The sequence below is a fragment of the Cupriavidus sp. USMAA2-4 genome (assembly GCF_001854305.1).
Classification (GTDB): Bacteria; Pseudomonadota; Gammaproteobacteria; order Burkholderiales; family Burkholderiaceae; genus Cupriavidus; species Cupriavidus malaysiensis.
The window spans coordinates 3,161,349-3,177,349 of the sequence record NZ_CP017749.1; the positions used below are offsets into that span (position 1 = coordinate 3,161,349).

General features: G+C 70.7%; 13 protein-coding genes. 7 read left to right on the top strand and 6 right to left on the bottom strand.

What is annotated here, in order from left to right:
* Positions 1-118 precede the first annotated feature (118 nt).
* The 3 genes from BKK79_RS33785 to BKK79_RS33795 form a co-directional block, all read right to left on the bottom strand.
* Complete coding sequence (locus BKK79_RS33785; protein ID WP_071022515.1) at positions 119-3,238, bottom strand: efflux RND transporter permease subunit; 3,120 nt, start codon at positions 3,236-3,238, stop codon at positions 119-121.
* On the bottom strand, positions 3,238-4,320 hold the full coding sequence (locus tag BKK79_RS33790) for an efflux RND transporter periplasmic adaptor subunit (protein ID WP_071040020.1): 1,083 nt from the start codon (positions 4,318-4,320) through the stop codon (positions 3,238-3,240). The genes BKK79_RS33785 and BKK79_RS33790 overlap by 1 nt, the downstream gene beginning before the upstream one ends.
* Before the next feature lie 87 nt (positions 4,321-4,407).
* Entirely contained in the window at positions 4,408-4,833 is a 426-nt protein-coding gene (locus tag BKK79_RS33795; RefSeq protein WP_157128592.1) for a hypothetical protein, read from the bottom strand.
* 388 nt (positions 4,834-5,221) lie between these two features.
* On the opposite strand from BKK79_RS33795, the gene BKK79_RS33800 reads away from it, so the two are divergent.
* Positions 5,222-5,917, top strand: a complete 696-nt coding sequence (locus BKK79_RS33800; RefSeq protein ID WP_071019870.1) for a VIT1/CCC1 transporter family protein — start codon at positions 5,222-5,224, stop codon at positions 5,915-5,917.
* Between the two features lie 37 nt (positions 5,918-5,954).
* Here the strand turns inward: BKK79_RS33800 and BKK79_RS33805 are convergent, their stop codons facing one another.
* Positions 5,955-6,503, bottom strand: a complete 549-nt coding sequence (locus tag BKK79_RS33805; protein WP_231908120.1) for a TetR/AcrR family transcriptional regulator — start codon at positions 6,501-6,503, stop codon at positions 5,955-5,957.
* A gap of 336 nt (positions 6,504-6,839) precedes the next feature.
* On the opposite strand from BKK79_RS33805, the gene BKK79_RS33810 reads away from it, so the two are divergent.
* Both BKK79_RS33810 and BKK79_RS42090 read left to right on the top strand, forming a co-directional pair.
* Positions 6,840-7,070, top strand: a complete 231-nt coding sequence (locus BKK79_RS33810; RefSeq protein WP_071040022.1) for a hypothetical protein — start codon at positions 6,840-6,842, stop codon at positions 7,068-7,070.
* Positions 7,071-7,299: 229 nt separating this feature from the next.
* A complete protein-coding gene (locus tag BKK79_RS42090; RefSeq protein ID WP_071040023.1) occupies positions 7,300-8,505 on the top strand; it encodes a GGDEF domain-containing protein in 1,206 nt (401 codons plus the stop codon).
* A 57-nt stretch (positions 8,506-8,562) separates the two neighbouring features.
* On the opposite strand, the gene BKK79_RS33820 is transcribed toward BKK79_RS42090, so the two are convergent.
* A complete protein-coding gene (locus BKK79_RS33820; protein ID WP_071019860.1) occupies positions 8,563-9,279 on the bottom strand; it encodes an SDR family NAD(P)-dependent oxidoreductase in 717 nt (238 codons plus the stop codon).
* A 364-nt stretch (positions 9,280-9,643) separates the two neighbouring features.
* On the opposite strand from BKK79_RS33820, the gene BKK79_RS33825 reads away from it, so the two are divergent.
* Complete coding sequence (locus BKK79_RS33825) at positions 9,644-10,468, top strand: EamA family transporter (RefSeq protein ID WP_083384792.1); 825 nt, start codon at positions 9,644-9,646, stop codon at positions 10,466-10,468.
* A 9-nt stretch (positions 10,469-10,477) separates the two neighbouring features.
* On the opposite strand, the gene BKK79_RS33830 is transcribed toward BKK79_RS33825, so the two are convergent.
* Positions 10,478-11,104, bottom strand: coding sequence for a GNAT family N-acetyltransferase (locus BKK79_RS33830; RefSeq protein ID WP_084085517.1), 627 nt, complete (start codon positions 11,102-11,104; stop codon positions 10,478-10,480).
* 89 nt (positions 11,105-11,193) lie between these two features.
* Between BKK79_RS33830 and BKK79_RS33835 the strand changes: the two genes are divergently transcribed.
* The 3 genes from BKK79_RS33835 to nirB all read left to right on the top strand — a co-directional run bounded on the left by BKK79_RS33835 (position 11,194) and on the right by nirB (position 15,988).
* Positions 11,194-11,703, top strand: coding sequence for a winged helix-turn-helix transcriptional regulator (locus BKK79_RS33835; RefSeq protein ID WP_071040024.1), 510 nt, complete (start codon positions 11,194-11,196; stop codon positions 11,701-11,703).
* A 349-nt stretch (positions 11,704-12,052) separates the two neighbouring features.
* On the top strand, positions 12,053-13,363 hold the full coding sequence (locus tag BKK79_RS33840) for a NarK family nitrate/nitrite MFS transporter (RefSeq protein WP_071040025.1): 1,311 nt from the start codon (positions 12,053-12,055) through the stop codon (positions 13,361-13,363).
* Between the two features lie 63 nt (positions 13,364-13,426).
* Complete coding sequence (nirB, locus tag BKK79_RS33845) at positions 13,427-15,988, top strand: nitrite reductase large subunit NirB (RefSeq protein ID WP_071040026.1); 2,562 nt, start codon at positions 13,427-13,429, stop codon at positions 15,986-15,988.
* Positions 15,989-16,001: the final 13 nt, after the last annotated feature.

The following is a 16,001-nucleotide window of genomic DNA, read 5'->3' on the forward strand; positions in this document are numbered from 1 at the left end:
AAGGCGCCCAGCGGCACCGCCAGCGCCAGCGCCAGCGCGAGCGTCACCCGCGCGCCGCCATTCCCCGCACCACCGCGGCGCTGCCGGTATCCGTCTCCGACTCCATATGCGACCGGCTTCATTGCACATCTCCTTGTCCAGGTGCCTGGCCGAGCGGCCGCCGGCCGCCACGCTGTTCGGGCAAGCCGAAGCGCTCGAACAACAGCGGCAGCAGCAGCAGGGTCAGCGCGGTCGAGCTCAGCAGGCCGCCAGTCACCACGATGGCGAGCGGGCGCTGGATTTCCGAGCCGGGGCCGCTCGCCAGCAGCAGCGGAATCATGCCCAGCGCGGTGATGCAGGCCGTCATCAGCACCGGACGCAAGCGGTCGCGCACGCCGGTGCGCACCGCCTCGGCCACCGGCAGGCCGGCCGCCAGCAGGGTGTTGAAGTGCGACACCAGCACCACACCGTTGAGCACGGCGATGCCCAGCAGCGCGATGAAGCCGACCGAGGCCGGCACCGACAGGTATTCGCCGGACAGCCGCAGCGCGGCCATGCCGCCGACCAGCGCAAAGGGGATATTGGCGATCACCAGCACGGCCTGGCGCAGCGCCCGGAAGGTCAGCATCAGCAGCAGGAAAATCGCGCCGAGCGCCAGCGGTACCACCAGCGCCAGGCGCGCCGCGGCGCGCTGCTGGTTCTCGAACTGCCCGCCCCAGGCCAGCCTCAGGTCCTTGGGCAGACCCGGCATGCCGGCCACCGCCGCGCGCGCCTCCGTGACGAAGCCGGCCAGGTCGCGGCCTTCCACGCTGACCTGGATCACCGCGAAGCGGCCGCCGTCTTCATGGTTGATGCGCACCGGGCCGACCGCCCGGCGCACCTCGGCCAGCGAGGTCAGCGGCCAGGCCTTGCCATCGGGCGCACTCACCAGCAGCGCGCCGAAGCTCTCCGGCGTGCGCCGCAGCGCGTCGCTGCCGCGCAGGATCAGCGGCGTGCGCACCGTCCCCTCCGGCACCGTGCCGATCTGTTCGCCTTCCACCTGCGCGCGCAGCAGGGCCTGCAGCGCGTCGCCGGACAATCCGGCGCGCCCCAGCGCGGCGCGGTCGGGCGCCAACGTCAGGTATTGCACGCCATCGTTGGCCGGCGCGATGACCTCGGCGGCGCCGCGGATGCGCCGCACGCGCTCGGCGATGGCCTGGGCGGCGCCGTCGATGGCGGTGAGATCGCTGCCGAAGATCTTGATGGCGACGTCGCCGCGGGTGCCGGTGAGCATCTCGGCCACGCGCATCTCGATCGGCTGGGTGAAGCCGTAGACCACGCCCGGAAAGCGTTCCATCACCCGCCGGATGGCTGCGGCGATGTCCTCCTTGCTGCCGCGCCATTGCGCTTTCGGCTGCAGCACCAGGAAGGTGTCGGTCTCGTTCAGGCCCATCGGGTCCAGGCCCAGGTCGTCCGAGCCGGTGCGCGCCACCACCGCGCGGATCTCCGGCACCTCGGCCAGCAGCGCACGCTGCAGGCGCAGGTCGAGGTCGACCGAGGCGTCCAGCGACACCGCCGGCGACTTCTGCACCTGCACGATCATGTCGCCCTCATCCATGCTCGGCATGAAGGTCTTGCCGACCGACGCGTACAGCACCGCGGCCAGCACCAGCGAGGCGCCAGCCACGCCGAACACGATGCGCGGGTGTGCCGTGCTCCAGCGCTGCATGCGCCCGAAGCCGGCCTGCAGCCGCCGCATCACCGGCGGCTGCGCGGCCCCGGCATGCACGCGCAGCAGCAGCGACGCGAGCGCCGGCACCACCGTGAAGGCGATCAGCACCGAGGCGCCCAAGGCCAGCACGATGGTCAGCGCCACCGGACCGAACAGCTTGCCTTCGAGGCCTTCCAGCGTCAGCAGCGGCAGGAAGACGATGGCGATGATCGACACCCCGGCCAGCATCGGCGCGGCCACCGCGCTGACCGCCCGCCGTATCACCGCCTCGCGCGCGAGACCTCCATCGTGCGCGAGGGCAGTCTCGATGTTCTCCACCACCACCACGGCGGCGTCCACCAGCATGCCCAGGGCGATGGCCAGGCCGCCCAGGCTCATCAGGTTGGCGCTCAGGCCCACGTAACGCATCAGCAGGAACGTCGCCAGCATCGACAGTGGCAGCGTGGCCGCCACCACCAGCGCGGCGCGCACGCCGCCCAGGAACAGGTACAGCACCACGATCACCAGCAGGCTGGCTTCGATCAGGGCGCGCACCACGGTATTGGCGGCGCGCGTGACCAGTTCGCCCCGGTCGTAGAACACATGGGTCGTCATACCCTTGGGCAGGCGGGGCGCCAGCGCGTCCAGCCGCGCCTGCACCGCCTGCACCAGGGCGCGCGCATCCGAGCCGCGCAGCCCCAGCACCAGTCCTTCCACGGCCTCGCCGCGGCCATCCTGGCTGACCGCGCCATTGCGCGTGGCCACCCCCAGCCGCACCGTGGCGACGTCGCCGACGCTCACCAGCGGCGCGTCGGCGGCACCCGCCGCGGGCAAGGCGATGCGGCGCAGGTCCTCGACGCCGCGCACGCCGCCCTCGACCCGCACCACCCAGTGCTCCTCGCCCTGCGCCACCCGGCCCGCGCCATCGTTGCGATGGTTGGCGTCCAGCGCCTGGCGCAACTGGTCGAGCGTGACACCGCGGGCGCGCAGGCGCGCCGGATCGGGTATCACCTCGAAGCTGCGCACCTCACCGCCGAGCACATTGACGTCGGCCACGCCGGGCACCGTGCGCAGGGCGGGCCGGATCACCCAGTCGAGCACACGCCGGCGCTCGGCCAGCGAGTAGCCCTCGCCCTCCACGGTGAACATGAACATCTCACCCAGCGGTGTGGTGATCGGCGCCAGCCCGCCGACCGCATTGGGCGGCAGGTCGCGCAGCAGCCCCGACAGGCGCTCCGACACCTGTTGGCGCGCCCAGTAGGGATCGACGCCCTCGGCGAAATCGACGGTGACATCGCTGATGCCGTACTTCGACACCGAGCGCACCATGGTCTTGTGGGGAATGCCGAGCAGTTCCTGCTCGACCGGCGTGGAGACGCGCTGCTCCACCTCCTCGGGCGTCATGCCCGGGACTTTCAGGATCACCTTGACCTGCGTCGGCGAGATGTCCGGGAAGGCATCGATCGGCAGGTTGAGGTAGGCCCAGGCGCCGGCCACGGCCAGCGCGCAGGCGGCGATCAGGACCAGCGCCCGCTGGCGCAGCGAGAAATCGATCAGGCCGGCCAGCATCATTGCCCCCCGCCCAGCATGCCCTTCAGCGCAGCGATGCCGGCCACCGCGACGCGCGCTCCCGGCGGCAGCGCGCCACGCACGGTCGCCGTGGCGTCGTCGGTGGACTCCACCGTCACCGGCACGAAGCGCGCCCCTTCCTTCGACTGGACGAATACCCCCGGCCGGTTCTGCCAGTAGGTCAAGGCCGCCGCGGGCACGCGCACGCGCCCGCCTTCGGCGCTTCCGGCCCCGCCGCCCGCGCCGCGCAGGCGCAGCGTGGCCGCTACGCTCTCGCCGGCCTGCAGGTCGCCGCGCTGCTCCAGCACCACGCGCACCCGTACGGCGCCGGTGCCGTCGCCCGCCGGCACCACCCCCGCCACGCTGCCACGCGCGCCGCGCGCGCGCACCTCCACCCGTTCGCCGCCGCGCGGCGCGGGCATGTCGCGGCCCAGCAGCAATTCCAGTTCCAGTGCCGTGGGGTCGACGATGCGGAAGAGCGGCGCGGCCGCGTCCACACGCACGCCCGGCACCGCGTTGACCTCGGCGATCATCCCCGCGCGGCCGGCCACCAGTTGCGCCTCGCCCCCGCGCGGCGCCATCGCCACGCCGGCCGCGGCCATCTCCGCCTCGCGCGCCCGCACCATCGCCGCGGCCTCGCCGGCGCGTGCCTGGCTGGACTGCAGCCGGCTGGCAGCGATGATGCCGTCTTCGTGCAGGCTGCGGTCGCGCGCCAGCACCTGGCCGGCCAGCGTCGCCTGCGAGCGCGCCTCGGCCAGCGCGCGCACCGCTTCATAGAGCTGGGGACTGGCGAAGCTGGCGAGCGGCTGGCCGGCGCGCACCGGCTGCCCGAGCGCCACCAGCACACGCGGCACCATGCCGGGATACGGCGCCGCCACCACGTACTGGGCGTCGGGCCGGAGCACGACGCGCGCATTGCCCGTGGCATCGAGCTCGGCGGCGGCGGCGGCCGGCGCGAAGCGCAGGCCGAGCGATTGCGACTGGGCCGCGCTCAGCGGCAAGGACTGCGCCTGCGCGCAGTCGGCGGCGAACACCACCAGCGCCGCCCAGCCGGCGGCGCGGAAAAAGGAAGGAAAAGACATGCCTGATTCGGGAGCAAGGGTCGGCAAAGCGCGCGCCTCCCAGGGGGGAAGCGCGCGGGCAAGCAACGCCGGCGGGGCCGGCGGGAATCAGGAAAGGAGCGGAGGAGCTTGCGCGGGAGGCGGCCGGGCCGGGCCGCGCCAGCGCCTCCGAGGCAGCGCCGTGCGTGGCCGCCAGCGCAGGGGCGGCGCATTGTCGAGGGTGCCCAGCAAGGCCACCAGAGCGCAGGCCAGGGCCACGAGCACGGCCGCAGGCCGCACCTCGAGCGTCATCAGCAGCGGGCCGATCGCGGTCTGCACGTCCACCTCGAGGGGCTCCTGCGCCACCGCCACCGCGTCGCCACTGCCGCTCTGCGCCGCCGCACCCACCTCGACGGGGATGCCATGCGGCATCTGCGAGTATCCGTACATCGCGCTTTGCTGGAACACATGCATGTGCCACCCCGTCCGCCCCGGCGTGCCGAAATGGCCGTGCAGCAGCGGCGTCAGCAGCTGCAGCAAGAACAGCAGCAGCAACAGGACGCCTCGGTAGAGGGGGGGGATGTCTTCAGCGCGCGACATGGCGCGAGATTGTATAGCAGACAGTGCGCGCTGCCATGACAATTCTCATACCACCCGCAAAAACCGCACCATATGCGATTCATAATTCTTCGCATTTAGATTCATTATCTTATTCACATCGAGACCCAAGCCAGGGCCGCCGATACGCGCAAAGGAAATCCATCACCACAGGCGCAGGCAAACGCAGGGATGGCCAAGACTGGCTCCCATCGGCCAGAATCCAGGATGCGGCAGTACCCACCGGGAAACTCCCTCATCATTATCGAGCGGCCGTTTCCAGCTCGCACGAAATGCACAGGCATAATCCAGCCGCAATCGACACGGTAACAGCAGGGTAATAACAATGACTCGTATTCACAAGGAATTCCATAATGCTGACCGCATCGGCTGGCTGCGTGCGGCCGTGCTCGGCGCGAACGACGGGGTCATCTCCGTGGCCGCGCTGGTGCTGGGCGTCGCGGCCGCCGGCGCGCCACGCGCCAGCGTGCTGCTGACCGGCGTGGCCGGCCTGCTGGCCGGCGCGATGTCGATGGCCGCCGGCGAATACGTGTCGGTGAAATCGCAGGCCGATACCGAGGACGCGGATATCCGGCGCGAGCGCCACGAACTCGCCTCCGACCCCGACCACGAACTGACCGAATTGACCGCCATCTATCGCGAGCGCGGCCTCGATCCCGCGCTGGCCCGCCAGGTGGCGGAACAGTTGACGGCCCACAACGCCCTGGAGGCGCACGCGCGTGACGAACTGGGCATCACCGCCACCCTGCGCGCGCGGCCGCTGCAGGCCGCGCTGGCCTCGGCCGCCTCGTTCACCGTGGGCGCGGCGATTCCCTTGCTGGCCGTGGTCGCCGCGCCGGCGGCATGGATCGGGGAAGCGCTGACGGCCACCACGCTGGCGGCCTTGCTGCTGCTCGGCGGGATGGCGGCACGCGCGGGCGGCGCCGCGGTCGCGCGCGGGGCGCTGCGCGTTTTCGTCTGGGGGGCGCTGGCGCTGGCTCTCACGGCAGGCGCGGGCTCCCTGTTCGGCGCAGCGCCCTGAGAGCCGGCCGCCTCCGTGAGAGCCGGCCGTCTTCGGCTCAGGGGCCGGCCAGCCCCGGTTGGGGATCGATCGCCGTTTCCAGGAAGCGCCGGCTGGCGGCGAGGATCTCATGACGCGTCTGCGGGCTCTCGACCACCCGTGCCAGCAGGATGGCGCCCACGCACTGCGCGAGCAGGGCCCAGGCCGCATCCGCATCGCCCACACGGTCGCGCCAATCTTCCTGCAGGCGGCGCAGCGCGGCCTCCACTTCGGCCCGCACGCCAGGGCCGGCGCGCGCGATCTCTGCACCGAGCGCCGGCAGCACGCAGCCCGACTCCGGGTGTTCGGCATGGCCATCGCTCAGGTAGCGCCGCAGGCAGCGCGCCACGTGGTCGGGCGGTGCCTGTTCGTCGCCCGCCAGCATCTGCGCGCTATGTTCCAGTTCCCGCGCGACGATGGCAGCGAACAATGCGTCCTTGGAGGGGAAATGCCCGTAGAAGGCACCGCCGGTCAGTCCGATCGCACTCATCAGGGCATCGACCCCGGTGGTGCCGAAGCCTCCCTTCTTGGCAATCGCGCTGCTGCTGTCCAGCAGCTTTTCCCGCATGTCCCGCTTATGTGTTTCCGAATAGCGCATGGCCGCGCCCTCCCTGTCCCCCGCGGACGCTGCCGCCGGGATCTGCCCCGGTGCCGCCCGCCGGCTGCTCGGAACGATAGCATGACCATCGTTCAGCCATGAAGCGAAATGGTGGTGTGCTCCCAGCCGCGGGGCCTGTGCCTGGATGAACCGATTCCGCGCCGCCTCGTCAAACTGAACAACTGACGGCTTGCGCAGCGGCCGCCGGGCGCATCACGCATCACTGCAGCGCGCCCCGTGCGACGCGCCGTGCCTCAGTGCTCCCCCTTGCTTTCTCGTGTCCCTCCCCGCCCCCAGGAGATGTACATGCTGAGTCCACACGAAATCGCCACCTTGATGCTGCTGCGGGATCGCCCCGATCCCTTGCAGCTCGATCCGATCGACCTCGAAGCCTTGATCCGCCACGACCTGGTGCGCGTCGAGCCGCTGCGGCAAGGTCCTGCCTTCCCCCGCCTGACCCGGCGCGGCCGCACCTTCCTCAAGGCATTCGCGGCATTCGCGCGTGAACCCGCCGGCCTGCCCGGCCGGTTCTCCTGATCCCGGCCCCGCCTCCTGGCGCGGCCGGGCGGACGGCCCGGCCCATGCCAAAGGGGGGCTTGACGCCATTCCCCGCGTCGCCGATGGTTATCCCATGATCGCGACGATGTGATGCATGCCCGGCGCAAGGAACGCGCCGACCCGCCACCCTCGCCGCACCAAGCCCCTGCGGGCGCCACAACCGCCACATTGCGCCGGCCCGGCGCGCAAAGGAAGGCCTCCGTCCACGATGAGCCCCTGGCTGCCCAAGCTGGACCTCCCCACGGCGCTGCTGTTCGCAGGCATCAGCTATGCCTTGCTTGCGGCGGTCGTCTTCACGCTGTGGCAGGGCAGCCTCGGACGGCGCGGCGGCGGCTGGTGGCTGTGGAACGAGGTCGTGCTGGCGGTGGGGACGCTGATCCTGCTGACGACGCCGGTGCTGCCGCGCTGGCTGGTGCTGTCGCTGTCGAACATCCTGCTGTTCTTTTCCCTGCCGCTGCTGGGCGCGGGACTCAACGACTTCCTGCATCGCGCGGCGCGCACGGAGGTCCTGTGGCTATGGGCCATGGGCGTGGCCGCGGCCTCCCTGTGGGTGCTCACCTATGTGACGGACGCAGGCTATACGGCACGCAGCGTGGCCGTGACGGCGGGCCTGACCTTGCAGGGCGTGGCCTTGTTCAGCGTGGTCGCCAAGCACGGCGACCGCTTGCCGACCGCGGCGCGGCGCCTGTTCCAGGGCGCCTTGATCGTGCTGCTGCTGACCTGCCTGGAGCGCCTGGGACGGCTGGCCTACAGTGATACCGCTTCGCCGGTGGCCGCCATCCCCGATGCGCTGCTGCTGACGCTGGCGGGGCAGGTCGCCAACTTCGCCTTCGTCTGCGCCATGCTGATCTTCCTGCACACGGAACAGCAGGAAAAGCTGCTGCTGGTGCAGCAGCAGCTCGAGTTCCGCGCCAATACCGACAGCCTCACCGGAGTGGCGAGCCGCTCCCATTTCGAGGCGACCGCCGCGGGCTGGCTGGCGCACGCCGCGCTGCAGGACCAGCCACTGGCACTGATGCTGCTCGACGTCGATCGTTTCAAGGAGGTCAACGACCGTTTCGGCCATCTTGCCGGCGATCAGGTGCTGCGCGAACTCGGCGCCCTGCTGCGCGCGCTGGCCGGTGCCGACGGCCTGTCGGGCCGACTGGGCGGGGACGAGTTTGCCGTGCTGGTCGGTTCGCCCGAGGCCGAGGCCGTGCATGAGATGGCGGCGCGCCTGCACCAGCTCGCCGCCTGCGTGCACCTGCCCGACGGGCAGCCACTGCGGCTCAGCATCGGCGCCGTGCGGTTCCGCCTGGGCGAGACCTTCGACGAAGCCTATGCGCGCGCCGACCGCGGGCTCTACGATGCCAAGCAAGGCGGTCCCGCGCGGCCGCGCCGGTCCATCATGGCCGCCAACGACGCGGCCGCTTGAATGGCTGTCCGAGCGGCCTGCGGCCCGCGCCTCGCGGTGCCGGCCGCGCCGCTGGGCTCAGCTCAACCCGTCGAGCACCAGGTGGCGGCCGTGCACGGCATCGGCCGCGGCGGAGGCCAGAAAGGCGATCGCCTCCGCCGCCTGTGCGGTCGACACCCAGGCGGACGGATCCGCGTCCGGCATGGCCTGCCGGTTAGCCGGCGTGTCCAGCACGCTGGGAGCGACGCTGTTGACATGGACGCCGGCGCCGCGCACCTCCTGCGACAGGCTCTCCACCAAGCGCTGCAGCGCGCTTTTCGACGCGCAGTAAGCCGACATGCCGGCCACCCCGGCCGCCGCCGAGCGCGCCGATACCGCCACCACCCGGCCGCTGCCGCGCGCCAGCATCGGCGGCAGGAACGGGCCGGTCACCGCCACCAGCGACCAGGCATTGAGGTCCATCATGCGCTGCCAGGCAGCACGGCTCAGCGCGTGAACGGGCTCGCCCATCTCGAAGCCGCCCGCTACGTGCACCAGCACGTCGACCTGGCCGAGCGCGCCGAGGATGACACCGGCCGCCTGTGCCATGGCGTCGGGCGAGGTCACGTCGGCCGCGTGCAGCAGCGGCGGCGGTGTGCCACCCATGCCACCGAAGGCCGCCTGCAGCGGCGCCAGTTCCCGGTCGATCAGTGCCAGCCGCGCCCCTTCCCGGGCAAAGCGCGCTGCTACCGCGCGACCGAGCGCGCCCGCCGCACCGGTGATGACCACGCCGCGCAAGGATTCACCTGCTTGCATCGTCCACCCTCCCCGCTCTGCTGCCGCCCGCACCCGGTGCGTGCCGGCAGGGTTGTTCCCCCGGGCCGGTCGCCAGGACCGCCCGGCCGTTCCCGCCGACGCGCGGCCGGGCACCTTCCACCATAGCGTCCCGCGCGCGGGACGCAAGGAGCGACGGCCTGCCGCGGCCACAGCCGGTCTCCCACGGCCTCACCCGCCCTCGCTAGCCAGCCGCACCAGGATCGGGCAAGATGCGGCAGCCCCGCCCGCGCGGGCCACCCCGCTTTTCACTTTCCGCGTCCCAAGCCGAACCGAAGTGTCCAGTCCCCGCACCACCGACTCCAACCATGGCACTGCCATCGCCGTGCTCGCCCTGGTGGGTTCCATGGCCTCCCTGTGCCTCGGCACCTCGTTCGCCAAGAGCCTGTTCCAGGCCCTGGGCGCGCAGGGCACCACCACGCTGCGGGTCGGGTTCTCCGCCCTGATCCTGCTGACGGTATGGCGGCCCTGGCGCTTCCCCCTGAGCGCCGCGCACGCACGCGCGATAGCGCTGTACGGCGCCGCCCTGGGCGCCACCAATCTGATGTTCTACCTGTCCCTGCGCACCATTCCGCTGGGGCTGGCCATCGCCATCGAATTCACCGGGCCGCTGACCGTGGCGGTGTTGTCGTCGCGGCGCGCGCTCGATTTCGTCTGGATCGCATGCGCCCTGCTCGGGCTGGTGCTGTTGCTGCCGCTGGATGCCGCCGCCGCACGGCTGGACCCTACCGGCATGGCCTTCGCGCTGGCCGCCGGGGTTGGCTGGGCCCTCTATATCGTGTTCGGCAAGCGCGCCGGCCAGGCACATGGCGGCCAGGCCACGTCGCTGGGCTTGACCATGGCGGCGCTGGTGGTGGCGCCCTTCGGCGTGGCTCACGCGGGCAGCGCCTTGCTGAGCCCGCCGCTGCTCGCCGCCGGGCTGGCTGTCGGCCTGCTGTCGAGCGCGGTGCCCTATTCGCTGGAGATGGTGGCGCTGAAGCGGCTGCCGCCACGCACCTTCGGCATCCTGTTGAGCCTGGAACCGGCCATGGGTGCGCTCGCCGGCCTGGCGTTGCTGCATGAACAACTCAGCGGCAGGCAGTGGCTGGCCATCGGCGCCATCATCATCGCCTCGGTCGGGGCCACCGCCACCGCCCGCCGCGCGAGTGGCGCGGCTGCGGCCGCCGACTGACAGGCTGGCTCAACGCGAGAGCGAAGGCCCCGCCGCCGGCGCACGTGCCCCGCCGGACTCCTCCGCACGGTCCAGCGCGACCTCGACCAGGTGCAGCATGCTGTCCTCGGGATTGCGGCGCAGATGGAAACCGCAGTCGCGCAGCAGGGCCAGCATGCGGCGGTTCTCGCTGAGGACGTCGCCGCGCATGCGATGCAGGCCGGCGCTGCGCGCCAGTTCTCGCAGCTTGCCGATCAGGCGGCGGCCCAGGCCCTTGCCCTGCCAGTCGTCATCGACGGCAACGGCAAACTCCGCCGTGTCCTGGTTGACCACGTACTGGCCGTTGGCGACGATGCGCTCGCCCTGGTCCGTGTCCACCAGCACCAGCATCGCCACGCCGCCATCGGTGGCCGAGGCCAGGAAGCTCTCGAGGACCGGCTCGGCCACGCGTCCGCCGGTCAGATAGCGGAAGTAGCGGCTTTCCCGTGACAGGCCATCGACGAAGGCACGCAACGCGGGCCCGTCCGCCGTGGTGGCCGGGCGCACCGCCAACCGCACACCGTCCCGCAGGACCCACTCCTGAACTGCCAGGGGCGGCACCCCGCCATCCGCCATCGTGGCAGCATCCGCGCGAGCGAGGGAAGCGGTGAAAGACATGGCGACTCCTGACTACACAAAACGTATTCAGAGTATAGGGGAGAACCTGAGTTTTGCAAATGAAGTCAGCATGCTATGCTGATCTCATCATGAAACCGCGCGACCCTGTCCTTGACCAATGCTCCATCGCGGCCACGCTCGCGCTGATCGGCGAGAAGTGGACGATGCTGATCCTGCGCGATGTCTTCCACGGCATCCGGCGTTTCGACGACTTCCTCGAACGCCTGCAATGCTCGCCGGCAGTGCTGTCGGCACGCCTGAAGACCCTGACGGACGCCGGCATCCTGCGCCGCGTCGGCTACCGCGAGCCCGGCGCGCGCGAGCGCTTCGAATATCGCCCGACACGCGCCGCCGTCGAGTTGCTGCCGGTGCTGGTCGGCCTGATGCAATGGGGGGATGCCCACCTCAGTCCGGATGGCCAGGGACCGGTGGTGCTGCGCGCACGCACGAGCGGCCGGCCCGTCCATGCCGCCCTGGTGGACGATACGGGCGAGCCGGTCTCGCCGTCGGACATCGCGGTCCAGCGCATTCCGCGCACCGCCACCCGCACTACCACCTCCGGCGCCGCCGACGCCGCCGACATGCCGCCGGCCGCCTGAGCCGGCGCCGGCACGGCACCCGCTTGATGCATTGCGCCGCACCATTCGCGTGCGGCCCCTCCCGCCCCCTCCCGCCCCCTCCCGCCAATTCCCCGGCATGGCGCATGATGCGCCGCGGCAAGCGGATGGCGGCGCCAGTGGCGCGCACCTCCTTCGGTGGAAAACAACCGATAAGGCACTTGCAGTCCCTGGCACAGCGCTTGCGTAATGGAACGCAGGCGGGCCAACGGCGGTTCGCCTGACAAACAGCGCGCCGGCCATCCCATGTGGCCGGCGTCAGGACAACGGCGTCCCCTGGACCGGTCTGCGACCGGTTCGCGGGACGCCTTTTGTTTTCCGGAGCCCGCCCATGAACGGCAAAGCCACCCGCATCGAACTGCTGAGCCTGCGCACCCCGCAGATGCGCGCCTTCCATCTGTCCTGGATGGCCTTCTTCGTCTGCTTCTTCGCCTGGTTCGCCTGCGCGCCGCTGATGCCGGTGCTCAAGGGTGAGTTCCACCTGACCCCGGCGCAGATCGCCAATATCAATATCGCCGCGGTGGCCGTCACCATCCTCGTGCGGCTGGTGATCGGCCCGATGTGCGACCGCTTCGGCCCGCGCAAGACCTATACCGCGCTGCTGGCACTCGGCGCCATCCCGGTGCTGGGCGTGGCGCTGGCCCGCAACTACGAGACCTTCCTGGTGTTCCGCCTGCTGATCGGCGCGGTCGGGGCCAGTTTCGTCATCACGCAGTACCACACCTCGGTGATGTTCGCGCCCAACGTGGTCGGCACCGCCAACGCCGCCAGCGCCGGCTGGGGCAATGCCGGCGGCGGCGTGGCGCAGGGCGCGATGCCGCTGCTGCTGGCCGCCGTGCTGATGCTGGGCGTGGACCATGCGCTCGGCTGGCGCCTCGCGCTGCTGGTGCCGGGCGTGCTGATGCTGGCCATGGCCGCGCTTTACTGGCGCTACGCCCAGGATTGCCCGCAAGGCAACTACGCCGAACTGCGCGCCCGCGGCATCGCCATCGACAGCGGCAAGAAGGGCGGCTGGGACAGCTTCCGCGCCGCCAGCGCCAACTACCGCGTGTGGCTGCTGTTCATCACCTATGGCGCCTGCTTCGGCGTGGAGCTGTTCATCCACAACGTGGCCGCGAGCTACTACGTCGACCGCTTCGGCCTGTCGCTCGGCAGCGCCGGCATGGCCGCCGCCAGCTTCGGCCTGCTTGCCCTGTTCGCCCGTGCCCTGGGTGGGTGGCTGTCGGACAAGGTGGCGCGGCGCCGCGGCCTGGACGCACGCACCACGCTGCTGTTCGTGCTGATCCTCGGCGAAGGCCTGGGGCTGCTGTGGTTCGCCCACGCCGACCACTTCGCGCTGGCACTGGCCGCCATGCTCGCCTTCGGCCTGTTCACCCACATGGCCTGCGGTGCCACCTATGCGCTGGTGCCCTTCATCGACCGCAAGGCGCTCGGCGGCGTGGCCGGCATCATCGGCGCGGGCGGCAACGTCGGCGCGGTCGCGGCCGGCTTCCTGCTCAAGGGCCTGGGCAACCTGCAGCTGACGCTGTCGGTGCTCGGCCTGGTCGCGGTCGGCGCCGCCCTGTGCGCCATCGCTATCCGCTTCAGCGCCGACCACAAGGCCAGCGAACAAGCCCTCTATGACAACGCCCTGGCCAACTGAGCCAGCCGATCCCCAGTCCCAGGCCCAATCCCGCCACCGGATCGCCCCAGCAAGGAAAGCATCATGAATATCATCGTCATCGGACACGGCATGGTCGGCCACAAGTTCCTGGAATGCCTGGCCGAGTCCGGCGCCCAGGACCTCACGGTGACGGTACTGTGCGAGGAAGCGCGCCCCGCCTACGACCGCGTGCACCTGTCCGAGTTCTTCTCGGGCAAGTCTGCCGACGACCTTTCGCTGGTGGCGCCGGGCTTCTTCACCGAGCACGGCAATATGCTGCTGCGCCTGAATGACCGTGCCGCCGCCATCGATACCGCCGCGCGCACGGTCACCACGGCCGGCGGCGAGACCCTGCACTATGACAAGCTGGTGCTGGCCACCGGCTCCTACCCCTTCGTGCCGCCGGTGCCCGGCAAGGACCGCCGCGACTGCTTCGTCTACCGCACCATCGAAGACCTGGAAGCGATGCAGGCCCGCGGCGCCCACGCCCGCTCCGGCGTGGTGATCGGCGGCGGCCTGCTCGGCCTCGAATGCGCCAAGGCGCTGCGCGACATGGGCCTGCAGACCCATGTGGTGGAGTTCGCCCCGCGCCTGATGGCGGTGCAGGTCGACGACGGCGGCGGCCGCATGCTGCGCCAGAAGATCGAGGCGCTCGGCGTGACGGTCCACACCGGCAAGAACACGCTGGAGATCGTCGACGGCGAGCACGGCACCCATCGCATGCGCTTCGCCGACGGCAGCCACCTCGACACCGACATGATCGTGTTCTCGGCCGGCATCCGCCCGCGCGACGAACTGGCGCGCGCCGCCGGGCTGCGTGTCGGCGAGCGTGGCGGCATCGCCATCGACGACCAGTGCCTGACCTCGGACCCGCATATCTACGCCATCGGCGAATGCGCACTGTGGCAGGGCAAGCTATTCGGCCTGGTCGCGCCGGGCTACGACATGGCGCGCGTGGTGGCGCGCCAGCTGCGCGGCGAGGCGGCGTCGTTCGCCGGGGCCGACCTGAGCACCAAGCTCAAGCTGATGGGCGTGGACGTGGCCAGCATCGGCGACCCGCACGGCCAGGTGCCGGGCAGCCGCGCCTACCACTTCGCCGACGAGCGCAAGCAGGTCTACAAGAAGCTGGTCGTGTCCGAGTGCGGCAAGCACCTGCTGGGCGGCGTGCTGGTCGGCGACGCGGCCGAGTACGGCACCCTGCTGCAGATGATGCTCAACCGCATCGAGCTGCCGGAATCGCCTGAATTCCTCATCCTGCCCGCCGCCGACGGCAAGGCGCGCCCCGCGCTCGGCGCCGACGCGCTGCCCGACGGCGCCCAGATCTGCTCCTGCAACAACGTCAGCAAGGGCGAGATCTGCGCCGCCGTCAGCGACGGCGCCACCAGCATCGGCGCGCTCAAGTCCTGCACCAAGGCCGGCACCGCCTGCGGTGGCTGCGTGCCGCTGGTCACGCAGATCATGAAGGCGCAGATGCAGAAGCAGGGCCTGGCGGTCAGCAACCACCTGTGCGAGCACTTCCCCTACTCGCGCCAGGAGCTCTACCACCTGGTGCGGGTCGGCAAGTTCAAGTCATTCGACGACCTGCTGGCTGCCCACGGCAAGGGCCTGGGCTGCGACATCTGCAAGCCGGCGGTGGGCAGCATCCTGGCCTCGTGCTGGAACGACTTCGTGCTGAAGGAAGAGCACGCCGGCCTGCAGGATTCGAACGACTATTTCCTCGCCAACATCCAGAAGGACGGCACCTATTCCGTGGTGCCGCGCATGCCCGGCGGCGAGGTCACGCCGGACGGCCTGATCGCAGTCGGCCGCATCGCCAAGAAGTATGGCCTGTACACCAAGATCACCGGCGGCGCGCGTGTCGACATGTTCGGCGCGCGCCTGGAAGAACTGCCGCGGATCTGGGAAGAACTGATCGCCGCGGGCTTCGAGTCGGGCCACGCCTACGGCAAGTCGCTGCGCACGGTGAAGTCTTGCGTGGGCTCGACCTGGTGCCGCTATGGCGTCGACGACTCGGTCGGCCTGGCGGTCGCGCTGGAGAACCGCTACAAGGGCCTGCGCGCCCCGCACAAGATCAAGTTCGGCGTGTCCGGCTGCACGCGCGAGTGCGCCGAGGCGCAAGGCAAGGACGTCGGCGTGATCGCCACCGAGCGCGGCTGGAACCTGTACGTATGCGGCAACGGCGGCATGAAGCCGCGCCATGCCGAACTGCTGGCGGGCGACCTCGACCGCGACACCCTGATGCGCTACATCGACCGCTTCCTGATGTTCTACATCCGCACCGCCGACCGCCTCCAGCGCACCAGCGTCTGGCGCGACAACCTGGAAGGCGGGCTCGACTACCTGAAGGCCGTGGTGGTCGACGACAAGCTCGGCCTCGGCGCCGAACTGGAAGCCGAGATGCAGCACGTGGTCGATACCTACGAGGATGAATGGAAGCGCGCCGTGACCGATCCGGAAACGCGCCGCCGCTTCCGCCACTTCGTCAACAGCGATCACCGCGACGACAACCTGGTCTTCATGGAAGAGCGCGGCCAGATCCGCCCCGCCACGCCGGAGGAACGGAAATTGCAGCGTTCCCGCGTGAGCCACATCCCCGTGGTCGCCGTGCCCGCCAATGCAGCATGAAATCAAGGAGAAC

Bases quoted from the DNA above. Each gene is read 5' to 3' on its own strand.
- BKK79_RS33790 (WP_071040020.1), bottom strand. From the start codon at position 4,320: ATGTCTTTTCCTTCCTTTTTCCGCGCCGCCGGCTGGGCGGCGCTGGTG.
- BKK79_RS33810 (WP_071040022.1), top strand. From the start codon at position 6,840: ATGCTGAGTCCACACGAAATCGCCACCTTGATGCTGCTGCGGGATCGC.
- BKK79_RS33805 (WP_231908120.1), bottom strand. From the start codon at position 6,503: ATGCGGGAAAAGCTGCTGGACAGCAGCAGCGCGATTGCCAAGAAGGGA.
- BKK79_RS33835 (WP_071040024.1), top strand. From the start codon at position 11,194: ATGAAACCGCGCGACCCTGTCCTTGACCAATGCTCCATCGCGGCCACG.
- nirB (WP_071040026.1), top strand. From the start codon at position 13,427: ATGAATATCATCGTCATCGGACACGGCATGGTCGGCCACAAGTTCCTG.
- BKK79_RS42090 (WP_071040023.1), top strand. From the start codon at position 7,300: ATGAGCCCCTGGCTGCCCAAGCTGGACCTCCCCACGGCGCTGCTGTTC.
- BKK79_RS33820 (WP_071019860.1), bottom strand. From the start codon at position 9,279: ATGCAAGCAGGTGAATCCTTGCGCGGCGTGGTCATCACCGGTGCGGCG.
- BKK79_RS33785 (WP_071022515.1), bottom strand. From the start codon at position 3,238: ATGCTGGCCGGCCTGATCGATTTCTCGCTGCGCCAGCGGGCGCTGGTC.
- BKK79_RS33825 (WP_083384792.1), top strand. From the start codon at position 9,644: ATGGCCTCCCTGTGCCTCGGCACCTCGTTCGCCAAGAGCCTGTTCCAG.
- BKK79_RS33800 (WP_071019870.1), top strand. From the start codon at position 5,222: ATGACTCGTATTCACAAGGAATTCCATAATGCTGACCGCATCGGCTGG.
- BKK79_RS33840 (WP_071040025.1), top strand. From the start codon at position 12,053: ATGAACGGCAAAGCCACCCGCATCGAACTGCTGAGCCTGCGCACCCCG.
- BKK79_RS33830 (WP_084085517.1), bottom strand. From the start codon at position 11,104: ATGTCTTTCACCGCTTCCCTCGCTCGCGCGGATGCTGCCACGATGGCG.